Genomic DNA, 19,450 nt, shown 5'->3' with positions numbered 1-19,450 from the left:
GAAATCGATTCAACTGCCACCCTCGCTCCCACCGCACTCCCCCCACCCCTCGCAGGAGGCACCCCCATGCCCGGACCCACGAACAGACCGGTCGCCCGCCGCACCGTCGTCCTCGCCGCCGGCGCCGCCGCCGTCGGCACGGCCCTCACCCGCACGGCGCACGCGGCCGGATTCGGCTGGACCGACGACGGCGCGAACTACGTCGTCGACACCGGCGCCCAGCTGGTCTTCCAGGTGAGCAAGTCCACCGGCGACCTGACCTCCCTGGTCCACCGCGGCTCGGAGTACCAGGGCTACGGCGGTATGAACTCGCACATCGAGTCCGGCCTCGGCGCCTCCACCGTGACCATCGGGCAGTCCGGTTCCACGATCCTGATCTCCGTCACACACGGCACTCTGAAGCACTACTACGCGGCCCGCAGCGGCGAGAACAACGTCTATCTGTGGACGAACAGGGCCGACACCTCCGTCTCCGCGACCCGGTACATCGTGCGCGTGAAGAAGGGCGCGTTCCTCAACGACGAACCCGACTCCTACACCTACGCGCCCACCACCATCGAGGCCTCGGACGTCTTCCGGAAATCCGACGGCCAGACCCGCTCGAAGCACTACTCGGGGCGGCGCGTCATGGACTACGACCACATCGGCTGGTCCGCCGGCGGCGTCGGTCTGTGGATGGTGCGCAGCAACCACGAGAAGGCCTCCGGTGGCCCCTTCTACCGTTCCCTGCTGCGCCACCAGAGCGCGGACGGCGGCGGCCTGTACGAGATCCTCCACTACGGCCAGAACCAGACCGAGGCGCAGCGCTTCGGCCTCCAGGGTCCCTACGTCATCGCCTTCACGGACGGCGGCGCACCCTCCTCGGCGCTGTTCCCGGGCACGCTGACCACGCCGTGGGCCGACTCGCTCGGTATCGCGGGCTACGTGCCGGCGAGCGGCCGTGGCAAGGTGACGGGCGTCGGGATCTCCGGGCGGAACTCGGCGTACCCGTACACCGTCGCACTCGCCGGCCCGACCGCGCAGTACTGGGCTTCGGCGCGTTCCTCGGACGGCTGGTTCTCCGTCTCCGGTGTGCTGCCGGGGACGTACACGCTGACCGTCTACAAGGGCGAACTGGCGGTGTACACCAGGTCGGTGAGCGTGTCGGCGGGCGGCACGACGACCCTGAACACGATCGCGATCCCCGCCTCCGACGACCCGTCCAACGCGGGCGCGATCTGGCGGATCGGCGACTGGAACGGCACACCGGCCGGGTTCAAGAACGCGGACCTGATGACGTACGCGCATCCGTCCGACGCACGGGCCGCGTCCTGGACGGGGAACGTGGTCGTCGGCAGCGGCGAGACGGCGGCCTTCCCCTGCTACCTCTGGAAGGACGTCAACAGCGGGATCCTGGTGTACTTCCGGCTGACGGCGGCCCAGGCCGCCGCCGCGCACACCCTGCGCATCGGCGTGACGACGGCGTACGCGAACGGCCGGCCCCAGGTCACCGTCAACGACGCCTGGACCTCGGCCGTCCCCGCCCCGCCCACCCAGCCGGACACCCGGTCGCTGACCAACGGTTCCTACCGGGGCAACAACCACACGTTCACGTACAGCGTCCCGGCGTCCGCCTGGAAGACGGACACGAGTCAGTACAACGTGCTCAGGATCGACGTGGTGAGCGGGTCGGGGGCGAGCGGGTTCCTCAGCGCGGGGACGGCGATCGATGCGATCGACCTGCTGACCTGAGCGCCCTCAGGGCCGTCCGGGCGGGTGTCATGTCCCGCGTGTCCACTGCTGGTTGGTGCCGCCGTTGCACGTGTACGTGATGAGGGCGGCGCCGTTGGCGGTGGACTCCCCGTTCACGTCCAGGCACTCGCCGCTCGCGCGGGACCTGACCGTCACGTACGAGCCGGTGGTGGTCAGCGACCACTGCTGGCTCGTCGCGGAGGACGTGCAGTTCTCCTGCGTGACCGTGCTCGCGTTCTCCCGCACGCACAGACTGCTGTTCCTGACCATCAGCTGGTAGTAACCGCTTCCGACGGACTTGAACCAGTACTTCTGGTTGGCACCCCCGTTGCAGTCGTACTGCTTGAGCTGGGCACCCGCCCACAGCGACTGGCTCGTCACGTCCGCGCACTTGGAGGAGTGACGGGCGATGAGCGTGTTGTACGTGGCGCCGGTGCCGGTGACGGTTCCGGCGGCCGTGTCGATCGTGACCTCCGGCGACCAGGACATCGACATGGTGGTCGCGTTGGAGAAGGTCAGCGGCAGCCACACGTACCGCGAGTCGTTGACCGTGCCGCCGAAGGAGTTGCCCCAGCGGTCGCCCAGGTAGAGGTACGAGGTGCCCGAGGTGCCCTGCACGGGCAGCACGAAGGCGGTCTGCGAGCCGTACGCCGTCGAGTCGCCGATGTTCCTCATGGCCGACCAGGGGCCGGCGATGCTGGTGGCCGTGGCGTACTGCTGCTGGTTGGGGTTCCAGCCGGTCGCGCCCGAGGTCAGCATGAAGTACACGCCGTTCCGCTTGAACAGTGCCGGCGCCTCTCGGTGCCCGCCGGGCCAGGGGTTGGCGACCAGGCTCGCGATGCCCGTGTAGTCGGCGGTGAGGCGGTAGATCTGGAGGTCGTAGTTCTCGCGGGCGGCGGAGATCATGTAGCCGGCGCCGTCGGTGTCGACGAAGACCGTGATGTCTCGGGACATGTGCTGGCCGAGCGGGCGGAAACTGCCCTTCCAGGTGTAGTTCCCGTCGACGGTGTCGGAGACGGCGACGGCCGCGCGGGCCTCGCTGTAGTCGGTGCCGTTCTCCTTGTGCATCCACATCACGAACTTGCCGGTGGCCGCGTTGTACATGACCTTGGGCCGCTCGATGTTCGCGGTCGCGAGCTCCGGGTCACTGGCCTCGGTCAGGACGTGGTTGCGGAACTCCCAGTTCTTCAGGTCGGTCGAGCGGTAGGCGTCGACGTACCGGAAGGTGTTGTCGGCGTTGCGGTGCTCGCCGAACCAGTAGTAGTAGCTGCCGACCTTGAGGACTCCGCCGCCGTGCGCGTGGACGGGGCTGCCGGAGGTGTCGGTGAACTGGGTGCCGTTGGTGATCGTCTGGGGTGCGGCCTGGGCCGGGCCGGCGGTGGCGAGGGCGCCGAACAGCCCCAGACACAGGGCGAGGAGGGTGGTGCAGGCACGTCTCATGTCATCCACCTGCCGTCGCGGCGTCGGCGACCGGTATGCCGAAGTCGGGAGTGCCGTCGCGCTTCCAGCCGAGTTTCTGGACGCGGGTGTGCCGGTTGGGGTCGTTCAGCGGGTCGCCGTTGATCTCCTTGTACTGCCGGGCGTGGTAGACGAGGACGTCGGTGCGGCCGTCCTCGGCGACCGTGAAGCAGTTGTGGCCCGGGCCGTACTGCTTGGTCGTGTCGTTGCTGGTGAAGACGGGGGTCGGCGACTTGGACCAGCTCATGGGGTCCAGGAGGTGGCTGTCGGCGTCGGCGGTCAGCAGACCCATGCAGTAGTTGAAGTCGGTGGCGCTGGCCGAGTACGTCATGAAGAGGCGGCCGTTGCGCTTGAGGACGTACGGGCCCTCGTTGACCTTGAAGCCGATGCACTCCCAGTCGTACTCCGGGGTGGACAGCCGCACCTGCGGGCCCGCCAGGGTCCACGGGTTCGCCATCTCCGACAGGAAGATGCCGGTGTTGTTGTCCTGGCCGGGCTCGTGCTGGGCCCAGGCGAGGTAACGCTTGCCCCGGTGGGTGAAGGTGGTGGCGTCCAGGGAGAAGGTTTCCCACGCCGTCTTGATCTGACCCTTCTCCACCCAGGTGCCCTGGAAGGGGTTGGGGTGGGCGTTCTCCAGCACCCAGATGCGGATCGCCCAGACGTCCTCGGCGGGAGCGGAGGCGAAGTAGATGTACCACTTGCCGCCGATGCGATGCAGTTCGGGCGCCCAGATGTGGGCGCCCATGGGGCCGGTGGCGTGGGCGCGCCAGATGACGGACTCGTCCGCCGTGCCGAGGCCGCGCAGGGTGCGGGAGCGGCGCAGGATGATGCGGTCGTACTCGGGGGCGGTGGCGGTGAAGTAGTAGAAGCCGTCCTTGTACCGGTGGATGTGCGGGTCGGCACGGTTGCGGACGAGGGGGTTCACGAAGGGGGCGGCGGGCTTCGGGTGCCTGGCGAGCTCGGATGCCTGGGCTACGGCGGGGACGGCGGCGAGGGCACCGGCGGCTGCGGCGCCCTTCAGCAGCAGTCTGCGGCTGGGGGGTTCGGGCAGAGCGGGGTCGCGGTCGCGGCTCATGGGGAGGGGCCTGCCTCTCACTGGGGGACACACGGCGTTGTCTGGTATGTCGAACACCATCTGTCATTACGAACGCCGAAAAGGTAAGGGTGAGTCACGGGGAGGTCAACGGGTCTGACGGGACGAAGCGGCGAGGAGGGCCGGTACGTCCGATTCCTGGCAGGGAGGGGGCGGCTCCTGCTCGCCGTGTCGAAAACAGGAACACCCCCGCGTCGGCGGGGGTGTTCCCGTGGGGCGCCTGAGCGAAGTCAGGTGACACCGACTTTCCGATACGCGTCATCGACCGCGGCCAGGGTGGCGGCTCGCGATGGGGCGTTCCCGCCGAGATGGGTGTTGGCGACGTCCCGCAGCGCCTGGCGCATGTCCGCGAAGCCCGACTGCCTGAGCAGTCGCACCTGGGCGAGATAGACCAGCAGCGCCCACTCGTCGACCTTGAGGACGGGCTCGCCCGCTGTGTCCACCGCCGGAAATCTGCTCTGCGTCCGGTACACGCCCTCCTCGCCGACCACCATGAAGCCGCGGTCGTGCGTGAGTCCCGCCGGGGTCAGCAGCGCCTCGCGCACCGACGTACCGGCGCAGCCCTTGACGGGGTAGTACGACAGCCCGACCACTCGGGCCATGGCCTCTCGTTCCGTTCCGCGGTTCAACGGCCGCTGGGGGCTTGGGGAAATCCGAGCAGGGGAGCCAGCATCCGCGCCTCGGCCGCCCACTCGGCCAGGAACGCCAGGGTCAGGCCCCTTTCGCGGTAGCGGAGTTCGGCCGGGACCGTACCCTTGCCGCCGTAGGCCACCGGCTCCGCGTCCGCCCGCGCCAGCATCAGCGCGGTGAGCCAGTGGTACTTGACCGCGGATGCGCACACGCCGAGCCGGACGAGGCGTTCGTCGCCCCGCCAGCCGCTCTCGCGCAGTCCGTGCACGTAGGCGTCGTAGGCTGCCTTGGCCAGGCCCGGCAGGTCGGCGGCGGGGACGAACAGGTCGAAGACGCAGTCCGGGAGGTAGTTGCCGAGGTCCTCGCCGAGGGCGCCGTCGCCGGTGAACGCCCAGTCGAGCAGCACGCCCGCGCCGGGCCCGTCCGAGCGGAGGTTCGCCGGCCACTGGTCGAGGTGGCTGAGGGCGCGGGGCAGCGACTCCATGACCGTGAGGAACCACTCGCGGTCGTGATGCAGGCGGACCATGTCCTCGCGCAGGCCGGGCGGGAAGTGCCGCCGGATCAGGGGGTGTCGCCACGCCGCGTCGTCGTCGAGCAGGGCCCGACCCGTCGTCTGCGCCGATGTGTAGTCCCGCAGGAAGCCCTGCGACAGCCACGGGGTGTCCTCCCCCGCGCCGACCGCACCCTGCGCGGCGCCCAGTCGGTGGGCGTGCTCGACGTGGTGGGTGAGGGGCCAGCCGGTCGCCGACTCGCCCGGCACATTCTCCAGCCACAACGCCACGTCACCGTCCGGGCGTTCGACGCACTCCAGCAGCCGGGGGGCACGGATGCCGTGCCGCTGCCAGACCCGGGCGAGGCCGGACCGGTAGACGTACGCCTCGCGACGCCAGAAGTTCCAGTGGCGCGGGTCGTTGGACGCCGACCAGGCGACGCTGGTCTCCTTCGTCCGCGTCAGCACCTTCAGGACGGCCGAGCGGTCGCCGCGGGTGACCCGCCACACCCCGGCCGTGACGCCGTTCGACGGGTTGTGCGTGAGCGGCTCGAACACCGCCTGGTCCGCGGGGACTCCCAGGACCTCACGTACTTCTGCATGCGCTGCGGCGACCTCGGGCATCCCCCGATGCTATGCCTCCGCCTCGGCCCTGTCCTTGCGTCCCCGCAGCCACACGTACACCGGGATCCCGGCGAACAGGAACAGCACGCCCTGGTAGACGGCCGCGTACCCGGCGCCGGCGATCAGCCAGAACGAGAAGCCGAACGAGAGGACGGCGACGGTCAGGTCGCGGGCGAGACCGGCGGGGCGGACGCGGTCGCGGGTCCCGCGGGCCAGCCAGTACAGCTGGGCGGCGGCCGACAGCAGGTACGGCACGCAGCCGGTGAAGGTGGTGATCAGGACGAGGACGCGGAACGTGGTGTCCGGGCCGGCCGTGTAGTTGAGGGCGATGAGGAGGCTGCCGAGGACCGCGCAGGCCCACACCCCGAAGCCGGGGACGCCGCCCTTGCCCAGGCGGGCGAAGGGCGCGGGGAAGAGGCCGTCGCGGGCGGCGGCGTACGGCATCTGTGCGGCCATGAGGATCCAGCCGTTGAGGCAGCCGGTGATCGAGGCGACGGCGACCAGCGCGATGGCGGTGCCGCCCCAGCCGCCGCCGGTGATCGTGTTCACGGCGTCGGCGAACGGGGCACCCGAGTCGACCAGCCGGTCGTGCGGGACCAGGCCGAACACCGCGACCGTGCCGAGGATGTAGACCAGGGCCGAGGCCAGCGTGCCGAGGACACTGGCCCGGCCGACCGTGCGCTCCGGGTCGCGGACCTCGCCCGCGCTGACCGCGGCCGACTCGACGCCGAGGAAGCTGTACAGCAGCAGCGCGGCGGAGGCGGCCAGCGCGCCGGAGACGCTCTGGCCGGAGGCGTTGAACGGGCCGAAGTTGTCCGCGTCGACGAAGAACAGGCCGACGGTGGCGAGCAGGAGCAGCGGTACGAACTTCAGGATCGTCGAGACGACCTGCACCGCGCCGACCCAGCGCGTGCCCGCGAAGTTCGCCGCGGCCGGCAGCCAGAGGGCGGCCAGGGCGACGAGGGCCTGGAGGGCGTGGTTGCCGTGCAGGGGTATGAGGACCTCGACGTAGCCGACGACCGCGACGGCCAGGGCGGCGATGCTGACCCAGCACATCGTCCAGTACGACCAGGCCGACAGGAATCCGGCGAACTCGCCGAAGGCGTCCCGGGGGTAGACGTACAGACCGCCGGTGACCGGGCTGCGCCGCGCGAGCCTGCCGAAGAGCAGCGCGAGCAGGACGGCTCCCACCGAGAGCACAAGGAACGCGAGCAGGCTGACCGTGCCGTAGGGGGCGACGGTGGCGGGCAGGGCGAAGATGCCGCCGCCGATGATGTTGCCCATGACGAGGGCGGTGGCGGCGGCGAGGCCGAAGGTGCGGCGGGGAGCGGACGCCGGGGTGGTTCCGGTCGCGGCCCGGTCGGCGGGTTCTGCGGCCTCGGTGGGGCGGGGGACGGTCATTTGGGGTTCCTGTACAAGCGGAGGGGGAGGGTCCTGATCGTAACCGCGATCCCACATACTGGTCGACCTGTTCATCTGATGGACACAAGCGGCTGGGGTCCGCCGCGGAACGTCGACTACCGTCGTCGGCATGACCAGCACCCTCTCCCTCGCAGAAGCCCTCGCCGCCGGGACGGTCGTCCTCGACGGAGGCATGTCCAACCAGCTCGAATCGGCCGGGCACGACCTGAGCGACGAGCTGTGGTCCGCCCGGTTGCTCGCCGAACAGCCGGAGGCGGTGACCGAGGCGCACCTCGCCTACTACCGGGCGGGGGCGGACGTGGCGATCACGGCCAGCTACCAGGCGACGTTCGAGGGCTTCGCCAAGCGCGGGATCGACCACGACCGGGCAGCCGAACTCATGACCCTGAGCGTGGAGTCGGCCCGGGAGGCGGCCCGGCGGGCGCGGGTCTCCCGGCCCCTGTGGGTGGCGGCCTCGGCCGGTCCGTACGGGGCGATGCTCGCGGACGGCTCTGAGTACCGGGGGCGCTACGGGCTGAGCGTGGACGAGCTGGAGCGTTTCCACCGGCCTCGTCTGGAGGTGCTGGCCGCGGCCCGGCCCGACGTGCTCGCGCTGGAGACGGTCCCGGACGCCGATGAGGCCACAGCGCTGCTGCGGGCGGTGCGCGGGCTCGGAGTGCCGGCCTGGCTGACGTACTCCGTCGCCGGTGACCGCACCCGTGCCGGGCAGCCGCTGGAGGAGGCCTTCGCCCCGGCCGCCGAGGCGGACGAGGTGATCGCGGTCGGGGTGAACTGCTGCGCGCCGCAGGACGTGGACGCCGCGGTGGCGACGGCGGCGCGGGTCACCGGCAAGCCCGTCGTCGTCTACCCCAACAGCGGCGAGACCTGGGACGCCGGGGCGCGCGCCTGGACCGGCCGCTCCAGCTTCACCGCCGGCCAGGTGAAGGGCTGGCAGCAGGCGGGAGCCCGGCTGATCGGCGGCTGCTGCCGGGTCGGGCCGGACGCCGTCTCGGGCATCGCCGAGGCGCTGAAGACGGCGTAGCCCCCCGCTACCCGACCAGGCCGCACGCCCTCTCGGGCATCACCAAGGCACTGCGGGCGGCGTAGCGCCCCGCTGTCCGGGCCGTGCGCGCAACGGCCCTCCTGCCCCTCGCCCGGCGCTGCTAGCCTCCGTCCTGGGAACCGGTTGCTACGGCGTTGCCGCGGTTCCCCTCGGGACTCGGTGGGTCCTGGTGCTGTGACGGCACAGGTTCCGACAGCCACGGACCTCCCTAACCGACCCGCTGCATCGCCTTCCGGTGCCGTTCCGCCATCGCGGCCCCTGACTCGCGGCGGGCCATCCTGCGCAGGACGGACGGTGCGAGGAGCAGTCCGGCGACCGTCCACGAGCCCAGTGCACCCGCCGTCTCCAGGAGCCGCCAGGATTCGCCCATCTCGGCGGCGACCGCGTCGGCGGGCAGCAGCGCGGAGCGGAGAGCGAGGCCGACCCAGTACACGGGGAAGATCTGCCCGACGGTCTGCAGCCACCCGGGCATTTCGGATATCGGGAAGTAGATGCCGGAGATGGCGACCAGTCCCATCACCGGGATCATCAGGAGCCCGACGGTGCGCGGACTGCTGACGAGGGAGCCGATGACGGCGCCTATCGGCAGGGTCGCCAGAAGACCCAGCGGGATCGCCCACACCAGCGTCAGCAACGCTCCGCCGCCCTGCCGGGCGACACCGTCCACCAGGAACATGCCGACGGCGAAGGGGAGGGCCATGGAGGCCAGGGCCGTACCCGACACCATGATGATCTTGCCGACCAGGTGACCGACCATGCCGTGCGGCACGGCCTTCGCCCGCAGCAGCGTGCCGTCCTCGCGCTCGGTCGCGAGGAGCTGCGCCGTGGTCATCATCCCGGTGAACGCGAGGGTCATCCCCAGCATGCTCGGCAGCATGAACGCGCCGGTCGAGATGCCGGCACCCTTCAGCGGATCGTCCCTGAGCAGGAAGAGCGGCACCATGAGCAGGATCGTCCAGAACACGTAGCCGAACACGTCCTGGCCGGTGGTGAAGGTCTGCCTGAGTTCCGTCCAGCCGCGCCGGACTCCCGCTCGCGCCGCGTACCACACCGGGCTCATCGCGCTCCCTCCCCGAGGGCGTGCGCCGCCCGCTCACCGGAAGCGGCTCCCGCCTCGAGCTCCCGCACCATCGTCAGGTAGGTGTCCTCCAAGCTCGCCCGGCGCACCTCCAGTCCGCCGATCGCCTCGCCGTGTTCCTCGAACAGCCGGCGGACGAACCGGGTGGGCTCCGCCGTCGCCTCCTCGAAGGGCCGCCCGTCCAGCGTCCAGCGCACGGTGGCTTCCGCCGACGCCTGCCGGGACAGCTGCTCGGCCGAGCCGTCGGCGACGATGCGGCCACCGGCCAGGATGAGGATCCGGTCGGCGAGCTTCTCCGCCTCGGCGAGATCGTGCGTCGTCATCAGGACCGTGGTGTTCTCGTCCGCGAGACCGCGCACCAGGCCGTGGAACTCGTTCCTGGCCTCCGGGTCCAGACCGGCCGTCGGCTCGTCCAGGAACAGCAGCTCGGGCCGGCCGACGATGCCGATGGCCACGTCGAGACGCCTGCGCTGCCCGCCGGACAGCGTCCCGACCCGCTTGTCCGCCTGCTCGGTCAGCCCGACCGCGGCGAGGAGTTCGCCGACGTCCCACGGGCGCCGGATGAGGGTGGTGGAGTACGGCGCGTAGTACGAGCCGAGGTGGGCCAGCAGTTCACTCACGCGCCACTTGCCGTGGTCGCGCCAGGACTGAAGCACGATGCCCAGGCGCGCCCGCCACCGTTCGTCCCCGCGAGCCGGATCCGTGCCGAGGACGCTCACGTCACCGTCCGAGCGCATCCGGAAGCCTTCCAGGACCTCGATGGTGGTCGTCTTGCCGGCGCCGTTCGGTCCGAGCAGCACGAGGACTTCGCCTCGCCGGGCCGTGAAGCCGACGCCCTTCAACACGTCCTGACTGCGGTAGCGCATCCGCAGATCCCGTACGTCGATGACCGTGTCGCTCTCCGGCGGTGGGCTGTTCCCCGCCCCGGACAAGACGTGAGCGGTCGTCATCGGTGTTCCCCCGTCCGTCTCGTGGTCCGTCCCCCGGGCAGGGGCCGGAGGCCGTGCCGACGTCCGTGGTCATGGGACGCGGTTCACGGCTGAGGCCGCCAAGGCCTCCTGGCAGCAGCCGTTCGGGCCCTCCCGGGCGAACACATTACCGAACGGTTCAGGTGTCTCATCCTGCTCGAGCGATCCGGCGAACGTTCCGGTCGGCGCACCGGCCACGCCGCCCGGGGGCGGCGGCGCGGTCAGTGGCGTCGCAGAGCGCCCGAGCGGCGCAGGCGCCGCACGGCCGACCGCAGTTCCGCAGCGCGAACGGGCGAGTCGTCGACGGGGACGGCGGCCGGTGTGGACTCCGCGGGCCTGAGGGCGTCGGCCTTCCAGAGGGCGAGCTCACGGTCCCGTGGGCCGTACGCCGTGTACGCCAGGCCGTTCTCGGCGTCCGGCGCCCGGTCCCCGAAGACGCGCACCGGGTGGTCCGCGCCCCAGCGCTCCCAGCCCGGGTCGCCGTCCGTGGCGAAGCGGACCCACGCCCCGTGCATCGCGTCGGCCAGTTCCTGCGGGGCGCCCTCCCCGGCCAGTTTCCGCGACTCGGGGACGTCCCCGGTGTCGAAGACGAAGCCCAGCTCCAGTGCGTGACAGGAGCCGAGGCCGGGCAGGTTCGAGGGCCAGGCGAACTCGTAGACGTACGACGGTTCCGTGCGGGCGTCGGCCAGGTGGTGCAGGGGGATGCGGAGCAGATGGTCGGTGACGAGCTGGCCGACGGTCTCCGCCGTGCCGGCCTCGGGGTGCAGCGTGCGGTAGCCCCGGGGGACCTCGCTGCCGCAGTGGCAGCGGGCCATGGCGCCCGCGAGGGCGACGGCCCCGAAGCGGTCGACGCGCTCCAGGAGTCCGCCCGGCACCAGCCACAGCCGGTACTCGTCGCGGGTCCAGCCCAGCAGCAGCTCGACGCCGGGGGCCGCGCCGCCGTCCGTGAGGGCCTGAAGGGGGTCGCGCGGGACGACGTCGCCGTCGATGACGAGACCGAAGGCGGGCCCGCCGACCACCGGGCTGCTCAGCCTGCCCACCTCGGCCTGGGTGCGCAGCAGCAGATCGCGGTCGACGGCGGCGAAGGCCTCGGCGGTGGCGGGGATCTTCAGCCGGGAGGCCATCCGGCGCACCATCCGCCGGACCTTGGCCCGCTCGGAGGCTTCGGGCGGCCCGCTCTGCAGAACGGCCCGGCGGACCAGCCCCTGGGTCTGGGGGGCGGCGAGGAGGGCGCCGATGCTGATGGCTCCGGCGGACTGGCCGAAGAGGGTGATGCGGCCGGGGTCGCCGCCGAAGGCCTCGATGGCCTCGTGCACCCAGGTCAGGGCTGCGATCTGGTCGCGCAGGCCGGGGTTCGGGGGTGTGTCCGGGAACAGTCCGTAGCCTTCGACGCCCAGCCGGTAGTTGATCGAGACGCAGACCACGCCGTCGCGGGCGAAGGCATGCCCGTCGTAGACGGGTACGGCGGAAGAACCCCTGGTCAGGGCGCCGCCGTGCAGCCAGACGAGGACGGGGAGGCGGGCTTTCGGGTCGGGCTGCGGGGTCCAGACGTTGAGGTTGAGGCAGTCGTCGCCGGGCACCACCGGGTCGGACAGGTAGTGGGCGAAGGCGTCGGAGTACGGCGGTTTGGGCGCGGTGGGGCCGAAGGCACCGGCGTCGCGGACACCGTCCCAGGGCGGCAGCGGAACGGGCGGGCGGAAACGACGGGGGCCGAAGGGAGGGGCCGCGTACGGGATGCCGCGAAAGACCGCGACTCCACGCTCGTACCGGCCCCGCAGGGCGCCGAAGGGCGTGCTCACCACGGGGTCCGCCTGCGGGTCCGTCTGGTCTGCCGTCATACGTCCACCAGCCTCCTCACCGCGCTCGTGCACCGTGAAGATCAGAGCACCTCATTGTCGCCCGGTATTCCGGCGCACGAGCGGGTGTGAGGACTGTTCGGGTTACTCGGCATACATCAGCGTGCCGAAGCCGAGCTGGTCGAACCCGCCGCTGGTGGTGCCGTAGTCCCCCTCCCCCGCCTTCGGGGGCGACGGAGAAGCACATCTGGGCGATGTACTTGTCGTCGAGGAGCAGGCGCCGCCCGTAGTGGTAGTGGAGCATCGCCCAGAAGCGCTGGACTTCGGCCGGCTGTCCGACGACCACGGCCCCCGGCTCCGGTTCACCGGCGCGATGGCGGGGATCCACGCCCGGGACCTCGTGGACGGGGCGTTCACGGCGGACTTCACCGGGTTTCGGCTGACCTGCACACCCGGCTGAAGCGCTGTTCGGGGTTTCGAAAGTTTTGACCGGCGCGAAGGAGTGAATCCACCTGTCTTCCCGCCGTCCTGCACCCCACCTACGATAGGAAGCGCTTTCTGCCCGGCCGGATTCCGTGACAGCCGTGTGCAGCGCTGGTCGAAAGTTTCCACGGCCCTCGGGCGGGCCGGAGAGGTGGGTTCCCGATGGTCCGTACGGCGAGTGCGAGCGTGGCGGCCGGTCCGACGCTGGCGGTCGTGGCGCGCGAGGCGGGGGTGTCGGTGCCGACCGCGTCGAAGGTGGTCAACGGCCGCGAGGACGTGGCACCCGAGACCCGCCGCCGGGTGACCGAGGCGCTCGACCGGCTCGGGTACGTGCGCAGACCCCGCTTCGACGCGGCGAAGGCACCCCGGCTGGTCGACCTGGTCGTGCACTCGCTGGAGAGTTCCTGGTCGGGCGCGGTGCTGCACGGCGTCGAGGGGGCCGCCCACGACGCGGGCCTGGAAGTCGTGGTGTCGGCGGCACTGATCCGCTCCCGGGTCGGCCGCCCGGAGCGCGGCTGGCTGGACAAGCTGGTCGCCCGGGGCTCTTCCGGCGTGCTGTTCAACCTGGCCGAGCTGAGCGACTCGCAGTACGCGTGGCTGGAGCAGCACCGCATCCCGTTCGTGATGATCGACCCGGTGCAGGAGCCGCCGGAGGGCGTGGTCTCGGTGGGGGCGGCGAACTGGCAGGGCGGCCTGACGGCCACCGAGCACCTGCTGTCCCTGGGCCACGAGCGGGTCGCCGTCATCGCCGGTCCCCGGCGCACGATGTGCAGCAGCGCCCGGGTCGCCGGATACCGTTCGGCGCTCACGTCGGCAGGAATCCGGCACCGCGCCGAGTACGTCCGGCACGCCGCCTTCGACGAGGGTGTCGCCCACCGCCGCATGCTGGAACTCCTCGACCTGCCCGAGCCGCCGACCGCCGTCTTCGTCTGCTCGGACCGGATGGCACTGGGCGTCTACGAGGCCCTGGCCGAACGGGCGTTGAGGGTTCCGGACGACATCAGCGTGGTCGGTTTCGACGACCTGCCCGAGGCCCGCTGGGCCTCCCCCGCCCTGACCACCGTGCGCCAGCCGCTGTCCGAGATGGCCGCCACGGCTCTGCGGTCACTGCTGCGTCTGATGGACGGCCATCATCCGGAGAGCACGCGCACGGAGTTGTCGACGCGGCTGGTGGAACGGGCGAGCACGGCGGCGCCGCGCGCGTAGGTGCGACGAGGGCCGTCGGGAGTGCGCCGTGCGCGTGCGCGACAGGCAGGCGTCGGCGTGCCGGGCGGGAATGCGCCCGTGTGCACGGGGAGTTGGCGGGAGTGCCAGGCCCGCCGGTGTGGCGGCGGACGTACTCAGCGAAGGGGCTGCCTCCCATGACGCGCGACCCGCGCACCATCACCAACCCGGCCACGCTCCACGACCCGACGCCCTTCGGCTACAGCCACGCCGTGTCGGCACCCGGTGAAACCGTCTTCATCGGCGGCCAGTACGCCTCGGACGCCACCGGCGCCCCGGTGCCGGGCGACTTCGCCGCGCAGGTGGAGCTGGCCTTCGACCGGCTGCGCTCGGCGTTGGAGGGGGTCGGTCTCGGCTACGAACACGTCGTACGGCTCGGCACGTTCATCGTGGACCACGACCCGGGGAAGCTGGAGGTCCTGGGCAAGGCCCTGCACGCCCGCTTCGGGGAGCGCCTCCCGGCGCAGACGCTGAGCGGGGTGGCCTCGCTGGCGCTGCCCGGGATGCTGTTCGAGGTCGACGCGGTCGCGGTACGGCCGACGGGGCCGGTCGGGGCGGCCTGAGGGACGCCTCCCCGGCAGGGGCGCTCGGGACTCCGGCCGCGGTCGTGCGAGGGCCCGCCGCACACCCCTTGTGCGCGTCGCGCGCCCGCCGCCCGGGGGAACTGGCCGGGACGGCCCGGCGTCGAACGATGCGGTGGGGAGGGGCCGCTGTCCGGGGGCGGGGCGGCGGCGAGCAGTGGGGGGACGACCATGACACGCTGGCGGCCGCTTCCGGACGCACTGCCGAGGGAGGCACGCCACCTGGTCGAACAGCTGCGGGGTCTGAAGGACCGCACGGGTCTGAGTCTCGCGGAGCTGGCCCGCCGGACCGCTTACAGCAAGTCGTCGTGGCAGCGGTATCTCAGCGGGGCCAAGCAGCCGCCACGGGGAGCGGTGCAGGCGCTGTGCCGGGTGGCGGGGGCGGAGCAGGCGCGGCTGCTGGCGCTGTGGGATCTGGCCGACCGGACGTGGCCGCACGGGGTGGCGGCGGTGGCCGGGGTGGCGATGGCTGCCGGGCCGGCGGAGCCGACGGCGGACGCGCCGCCGGCCGGTGCCGAGTACCGGCGCTGGCGGGCGGCGGCCCTGGTGTCGTTCGTGGTCATCGCCGTACTGCTGGCCGGGCTGTTGTGGGTACTGCCGATGGGGAGCGGGTGACCGTCGCGGCCATCCGCTCCCCGGCGACTCGGTCGCTCAGCCGAGCGTGCGGTAGTGGGCGTACTTCCACGGGCCGACGTTCCTCAGTTTCACCTGGTACTTGCCGCCCACGCGCTTGAAGTTGACGTTCCGCACGAGGCCCTTGTACTGGACGATGTTGCCCGGCTGGCTCTGCAGCCGGGTCTGGGCGAAGTCCCAGCTCTCGCTGACGACGGTGCCGTCGGTCTCGGGGAGGTTGTGCCGGCTCTGCCACCACTGCGTGGCCGACTCGGTCTCCGGTCCGAAGGAGCCGTCGATCTGGCTCTTCCGGAAGGGCTGCCACTCCCCCTCGTCGTCCTCCCACTGGGCGCCGTCCGCCCACAGCACGGTCTCCCACAGGGCGATGGCGTTGCCCCTGGCGTAGGCGTCGACGCCGAGGTTCTCCTCGTCCTCCCAGTCGTTGGCCACGGCACCCTTGCCGTCGATGCCGAAGTAGGCGGGTGCGGCGTTGGCCGCCGGTGCCAGGGCGATGCCGGTCCCCCCGGCGCCCAGCATCACGGCCGTCATCATCGCCACGGCCCGATTGCGCATGCTCATGCGGTTGTCCTTTCCGAACCGCCGTCCCCCGGCGGGTTTCCCCTGGGGCGGCTCGTCTCGTCTGGCACGGCACAGCGTCACGGTCCCGCGGCACCCACGGCGAGCCCTGACGGCGTCCCCGGGCCGCCCAGGGACGGTCCACCCACAAGGCGGCGGGCTTCCCACGCCGGGGACGGGTCGTCGGGGGCCCGCCCGGGCCGGCGGACCGACGACGGCGGGCGCGGCGGGGGTGCCCGCGCATGGCCCAGGGCAGGGGCATCCCGACCGGGAAGGCCGGGGACGGCCGGGGTGCTGCGGCGGCCGGAGAATTTTCGGCCCGGGGGGCTCCGGCGCGGGGCGTCCGTTTTCTTCAAGACCGGGTCTCCTGTGCCTGCCTACGGTGGCCTCATGACTGCACGATTCGATGCCATCGGCCTGGTCGTCTCGGACATGGCCGCCTCCGTCGCGTTCTACCGCCGGCTCGGGTTCGCCTTCCCCGACGGCGCCGAGGACCTGCCGCACGCCGAGGCCGGACTGCCCGGCGGGCTGCGGCTGATGTTGGACACCGAGGAGACGGTCCGCTCCTTCCTGCCCGAGTGGCGGCCGCCCGCGGGCGGGGGCCGGGCCTCGCTCGCCCTGCGCTGCGACGGGCCGGAGGAGGTGAACGCGCTGTACGACGCGCTGGTCGGCTCCGGGTACCACGGCGAGCTCAAGCCGTGGGACGCCTTCTGGGGGCAGCGGTACGCCGTCGTGCACGACCCGGACGGCAACGGGGTGGACCTGTTCGCCCCGCTAGCCGCCGAGTAGCTCGCCCAGCGGCAGGCCCGACAACTCCCTTACGTCCCGGGCCAGATGGGCCTGGTCGGCGTAACCGGCCCGGGCGGCCGTCTCCGCGAACGGCACACCGGCCCGGGCGAGTGAGAGGGCGCGGTGCAACCGCAGGATGCGGGCCAGCGTCTTGGGGCCGTAGCCGAACGCGGACAGGGAGCGCCGGTGCAACTGGCGTGGTCCGAGCCCGAGTTCGTCGGCGGTCGCGGCTACGGGGCGGCCCGCGTCGAGGGCGGCGACGACCTGCCGGAGCAGCGGGTCAGGAGGTTCGGAACCGGCCGCCTGTCGCAACGCCAGCTCCTCCAGGCCGCTCGCCGGGTCCGCGGCGGCGTTCACACGCTCGGCCAGACGCCGCACCCGCGGGGCCGGCCACAGGTCGGCGAGGTCGACGCGCCGGTCGCGCAGCTCGTGAGCCGGCACGCCCAGGAGCCCCGGGGCCGTGCCCGGGTAGAAGCGGACTCCGACCCAGGGGCCGGTCCCGCCGACCGGGAGGTGGACGCGGGTGTCGGGCCCGGCGACCATCAGCCGCCCGTCGTGCCACAGCAGATCCATGCACCCGTCGGGCAGCACCCGGCCCGCCCCGGGCCGGGACGGGGTGTTGGTCCACACGACCGCCCCGGGCAGCCGCGACGCCCGCTCCACGTACATGGGAGCCACGCTACGCCCCGCCCCGGTGGCGGGCCCGGGCCCGCCACCCGCTCGATGCCACCCGCCCCGTATCCCCGGGCGCAGCAGCAGGCCCGCGCCCCGTTCCACTCGATGCCACCCGCCCGGTACCCGCGGGCACACCGGCAGGGCCGCGCCCCTCCCGCGCGATGCCGCCCGCCCCGGCACTCCGGGCACGCCGACAGGCCGCGCCCAGGCCGCTGCGCGACTCGCCCCCGATGCTCGCGGTCACAGCCGCAGTACCGGGCCCGCCGCCGCTACGCCGCCCTCCCCCGGTACTCCACCGGACTCACCCCGTACACCCGCTTGAACGCGGTCGACAGGGCGAACGCGCTGCCGTAGCCCACCGTGCGGGCCACCGCGTCGAGGGTGTCGGCGGAGTCGCGCAGGCGGTCGGCGGCGAGGGCGAGGCGCCAGCCGGTGAGGTAGGTCATGGGCGGTTCACCCACCAGGCCGGTGAAGCGGCGGGCCAGCGCGGCGCGGGACACTCCGGCCTTCGCGGCGAGCGCGGCGACGGTCCAGGGGTGGGCCGGGGCGTCCTGGAGGAGGCGCAGCACGCCGCCGACGACCGGGTCGGCCAGGGCCCGGTACCAGGCCGGTGCCTCCGCCTCGGGGCGTGCGAACCAGGCCCGCAGGGCGGCGATGACCAGCAGGTCCAGCAGCCGGTCCAGGACGACCTCCTGCCCCGGCTCGTCCCGGACGATCTCCTCGGTGAGGTACGGCGTGAGGGGGCAGTCCCACACGTCGGACGTGAGGGTGAGCAGCGCAGGCACGGCGTCCAGCAGCCGCCCGCCGACCTCGCCCCGCATCGGGTAGGTGCCGATCAGCATCACGGTCTCCCCGTCGAGCCGGTCGCCCCAGGTGCGGACGCCCAGGTCCATGGAGCCGTTGAGGGGCCGTCCGTCGGGGTAGCGGCACTCCTGGCGCGGCAGGATCACCGCCTGCGGTGCGGTGCCGGGGGCGTCGGCGCAGGTGTAGGGGTCCGGGCCGCGGGCGATGGCGAGGTCCCCGGCCCGCAGCCGCGTGCTCGCGCCCCCGTCGGGCACGACCCAGGCCTCGCCGCGGACGACGAGCATCACCGTGAGCGGGGCCCGGTCCTCCACACGCACCGCCCAGGGCGGATCGAAGCAGGCCCTGATCATGAACGCGCCCCTCGCGCGGGGGCCTTCCAGCAGACCTGCGAGAGCGTCCATGCGGCCAGCGTAGACGCGGTCGTATGGGAATGAGCCGTTCAGCGATGGTTCCGTACGGCGCACGGCAGTTGACTCGACGACATGACGAACACGGCGCAGGACACGGCGGAAAACACGACAGAGGACATCGCTTCGGACACGCGGAGCATGACGGTGGTGGTGACGGGCGCCTCGGGGCGTACCGGAAGCCGGGTGGCGCGGGCCGCGAAGGCGGCCGGGCTCACCGTGCGGGCGGCGTCGCGGGCGACGGGCTTCGACTGGTGGGACGACTCGACCTGGGCGGACACCCTGCGCGGCGCGGACGCGGCCTACCTCGCCCTGCCCTCGGACGTCGGCGCTCCGGGTGCCGCGGAGGCGGTCGGCGCGCTCGGGCGCGAGGCGGCCGGGCTCGGGGTGCGGCGGCTGGTGCTGCTGTCCGCGCGGGGCGAGGACCAGGCCCTGCCGACCGAGGAGGCGCTGCACGCCTCGGGGGTGGCCTGGACGGTCGTACGGGCCGCGTGGTTCGCGCAGAACTTCAGTGAGGGGCCGCTGGTGGCGGAGCTGCGGGAGCGCGGGGAGCTGGTGTTCCCGGCCGGCGAGGTGGCCGAGCCGTTCCTCGACGTGCGGGACATCGCGGACGTGGTGGTGACCGCGCTGAGGTCCGGGGACCGGTACGCGGGGCGGACTCTCACGCTCTCCGGGGCGCGGCTGCTGACCTTCGGGGAGGCCGTCGCGGAGATCGCCGGGGCGACGGGGCGCCCGCTGACGTACCGGGCCGTCTCGACACGGGACTACGGAGAGGCGCTGGTCGGTTTCGGTGTGCCGCCGCAGGAGGTGGCGGGGATGACGGAGATCTTCGACACCCTCCTCGACGGCCGCAACGCGCACGTCTCGGACGGGGTGCGGGAGGTGCTGGGCCGTGCGCCCCGGGACTTCGGCGACTTCGTGCGCGAGGAGGCCGCGGCGGGGACCTGGAAGCCCTGAGGGCCCCGCC

The 19,450-nt window shown here is 72.4% G+C and carries 18 protein-coding genes and 2 pseudogenes; 8 read left to right on the top strand and 12 right to left on the bottom strand.

The window, feature by feature from the left end; translation table 11 throughout:
• The first annotated feature begins 66 nt into the window (after positions 1 to 66).
• Positions 67 to 1,731, top strand: coding sequence for a rhamnogalacturonan lyase B N-terminal domain-containing protein (locus ACZ7EG_RS22105; protein ID WP_471081358.1), 1,665 nt, complete (start codon positions 67 to 69; stop codon positions 1,729 to 1,731).
• Positions 1,732 to 1,758: 27 nt separating this feature from the next.
• Here ACZ7EG_RS22105 and ACZ7EG_RS22100 read toward each other — a convergent pair whose 3' ends face one another.
• From ACZ7EG_RS22100 to ACZ7EG_RS22080, 5 genes and pseudogenes are all read right to left on the bottom strand, one after another.
• The gene (locus tag ACZ7EG_RS22100; protein WP_471081355.1) at positions 1,759 to 3,171 is read right to left on the bottom strand and encodes an RICIN domain-containing protein; all 1,413 of its coding nucleotides are present in this window, start codon (positions 3,169 to 3,171) and stop codon (positions 1,759 to 1,761) included.
• A 1-nt stretch (position 3,172) separates the two neighbouring features.
• Positions 3,173 to 4,264, bottom strand: a complete 1,092-nt coding sequence (locus ACZ7EG_RS22095; protein ID WP_471081352.1) for a glycoside hydrolase family 43 protein — start codon at positions 4,262 to 4,264, stop codon at positions 3,173 to 3,175.
• Between the two features lie 464 nt (positions 4,265 to 4,728).
• A pseudogene (locus ACZ7EG_RS22090) lies at positions 4,729 to 4,884 on the bottom strand (MOSC N-terminal beta barrel domain-containing protein); the annotation flags it as partial.
• Positions 4,885 to 4,907: 23 nt separating this feature from the next.
• Positions 4,908 to 6,026, bottom strand: a complete 1,119-nt coding sequence (locus ACZ7EG_RS22085; protein WP_471081349.1) for an aminoglycoside phosphotransferase — start codon at positions 6,024 to 6,026, stop codon at positions 4,908 to 4,910.
• Positions 6,027 to 6,035: 9 nt separating this feature from the next.
• A complete protein-coding gene (locus ACZ7EG_RS22080; protein ID WP_471081346.1) occupies positions 6,036 to 7,427 on the bottom strand; it encodes an amino acid permease in 1,392 nt (463 codons plus the stop codon).
• Between the two features lie 130 nt (positions 7,428 to 7,557).
• On the opposite strand from ACZ7EG_RS22080, the gene mmuM reads away from it, so the two are divergent.
• Positions 7,558 to 8,469 (top strand): homocysteine S-methyltransferase, encoded by a 912-nt coding sequence (mmuM, locus tag ACZ7EG_RS22075; RefSeq protein WP_471081342.1) that lies wholly within the window; start codon positions 7,558 to 7,560, stop codon positions 8,467 to 8,469.
• Between the two features lie 229 nt (positions 8,470 to 8,698).
• On the opposite strand, the gene ACZ7EG_RS22070 is transcribed toward mmuM, so the two are convergent.
• From ACZ7EG_RS22070 to ACZ7EG_RS22055, 4 genes and pseudogenes are all read right to left on the bottom strand, one after another.
• On the bottom strand, positions 8,699 to 9,550 hold the full coding sequence (locus ACZ7EG_RS22070) for an ABC transporter permease (RefSeq protein WP_471081339.1): 852 nt from the start codon (positions 9,548 to 9,550) through the stop codon (positions 8,699 to 8,701).
• Positions 9,547 to 10,518 carry an ABC transporter ATP-binding protein gene (locus ACZ7EG_RS22065; RefSeq protein WP_471081336.1) on the bottom strand — a complete coding sequence of 324 codons (972 nt, stop codon included), beginning with the start codon at positions 10,516 to 10,518 and terminating at the stop codon, positions 9,547 to 9,549. Before ACZ7EG_RS22065 ends, ACZ7EG_RS22070 begins: the two co-directional genes overlap by 4 nt.
• A gap of 239 nt (positions 10,519 to 10,757) precedes the next feature.
• Positions 10,758 to 12,374 (bottom strand): carboxylesterase/lipase family protein, encoded by a 1,617-nt coding sequence (locus ACZ7EG_RS22060; RefSeq protein ID WP_471081333.1) that lies wholly within the window; start codon positions 12,372 to 12,374, stop codon positions 10,758 to 10,760.
• 102 nt (positions 12,375 to 12,476) lie between these two features.
• Positions 12,477 to 12,645, bottom strand: a pseudogene (locus ACZ7EG_RS22055) (alginate lyase family protein); the annotation flags it as partial.
• Here ACZ7EG_RS22055 and ACZ7EG_RS22050 point away from each other — a divergent pair.
• The 4 genes from ACZ7EG_RS22050 (at position 12,628) to ACZ7EG_RS22035 (ending at position 15,235) form a co-directional block, all read left to right on the top strand.
• Positions 12,628 to 12,792, top strand: a complete 165-nt coding sequence (locus tag ACZ7EG_RS22050) for a hypothetical protein (protein ID WP_471081913.1) — start codon at positions 12,628 to 12,630, stop codon at positions 12,790 to 12,792. The pseudogene ACZ7EG_RS22055 and the gene ACZ7EG_RS22050 sit on opposite strands and share 18 nt — an antisense overlap.
• Positions 12,793 to 12,977: 185 nt before the next feature.
• The gene (locus tag ACZ7EG_RS22045) at positions 12,978 to 14,021 is read left to right on the top strand and encodes a LacI family DNA-binding transcriptional regulator (RefSeq protein WP_471081330.1); all 1,044 of its coding nucleotides are present in this window, start codon (positions 12,978 to 12,980) and stop codon (positions 14,019 to 14,021) included.
• Positions 14,022 to 14,176: 155 nt separating this feature from the next.
• Positions 14,177 to 14,602 carry a RidA family protein gene (locus ACZ7EG_RS22040; protein ID WP_471081327.1) on the top strand — a complete coding sequence of 142 codons (426 nt, stop codon included), beginning with the start codon at positions 14,177 to 14,179 and terminating at the stop codon, positions 14,600 to 14,602.
• A gap of 189 nt (positions 14,603 to 14,791) precedes the next feature.
• Positions 14,792 to 15,235 carry a helix-turn-helix domain-containing protein gene (locus ACZ7EG_RS22035; protein WP_471081325.1) on the top strand — a complete coding sequence of 148 codons (444 nt, stop codon included), beginning with the start codon at positions 14,792 to 14,794 and terminating at the stop codon, positions 15,233 to 15,235.
• Between the two features lie 36 nt (positions 15,236 to 15,271).
• Here ACZ7EG_RS22035 and ACZ7EG_RS22030 read toward each other — a convergent pair whose 3' ends face one another.
• Positions 15,272 to 15,811, bottom strand: a complete 540-nt coding sequence (locus ACZ7EG_RS22030; protein ID WP_471081322.1) for a peptidoglycan-binding domain-containing protein — start codon at positions 15,809 to 15,811, stop codon at positions 15,272 to 15,274.
• Between the two features lie 387 nt (positions 15,812 to 16,198).
• Here ACZ7EG_RS22030 and ACZ7EG_RS22025 point away from each other — a divergent pair, with 387 nt between their 5' ends.
• The gene (locus ACZ7EG_RS22025) at positions 16,199 to 16,597 is read left to right on the top strand and encodes a VOC family protein (protein ID WP_471081319.1); all 399 of its coding nucleotides are present in this window, start codon (positions 16,199 to 16,201) and stop codon (positions 16,595 to 16,597) included.
• Here ACZ7EG_RS22025 and ACZ7EG_RS22020 read toward each other — a convergent pair.
• Together ACZ7EG_RS22020 and ACZ7EG_RS22015 are read right to left on the bottom strand one after the other, a co-directional pair.
• Positions 16,583 to 17,266: a helix-turn-helix domain-containing protein gene (locus tag ACZ7EG_RS22020; protein WP_471081316.1), complete on the bottom strand. Its 684-nt coding sequence runs from the start codon at positions 17,264 to 17,266 to the stop codon at positions 16,583 to 16,585. The genes ACZ7EG_RS22025 and ACZ7EG_RS22020 overlap by 15 nt on opposite strands.
• Positions 17,267 to 17,541: 275 nt before the next feature.
• Positions 17,542 to 18,477: an AraC family transcriptional regulator gene (locus tag ACZ7EG_RS22015; protein WP_471081313.1), complete on the bottom strand. Its 936-nt coding sequence runs from the start codon at positions 18,475 to 18,477 to the stop codon at positions 17,542 to 17,544.
• A gap of 81 nt (positions 18,478 to 18,558) precedes the next feature.
• On the opposite strand from ACZ7EG_RS22015, the gene ACZ7EG_RS22010 reads away from it, so the two are divergent.
• Complete coding sequence (locus ACZ7EG_RS22010; RefSeq protein WP_471081310.1) at positions 18,559 to 19,440, top strand: Rossmann-fold NAD(P)-binding domain-containing protein; 882 nt, start codon at positions 18,559 to 18,561, stop codon at positions 19,438 to 19,440.
• Positions 19,441 to 19,450 lie beyond the last annotated feature (10 nt).

The organism is Streptomyces sp. NPDC037100 (assembly GCF_055606225.1).
The sequence above is the reverse complement of the archived record's forward strand: the minus strand, read 5'-3'. Positions and strand labels throughout refer to the sequence as shown.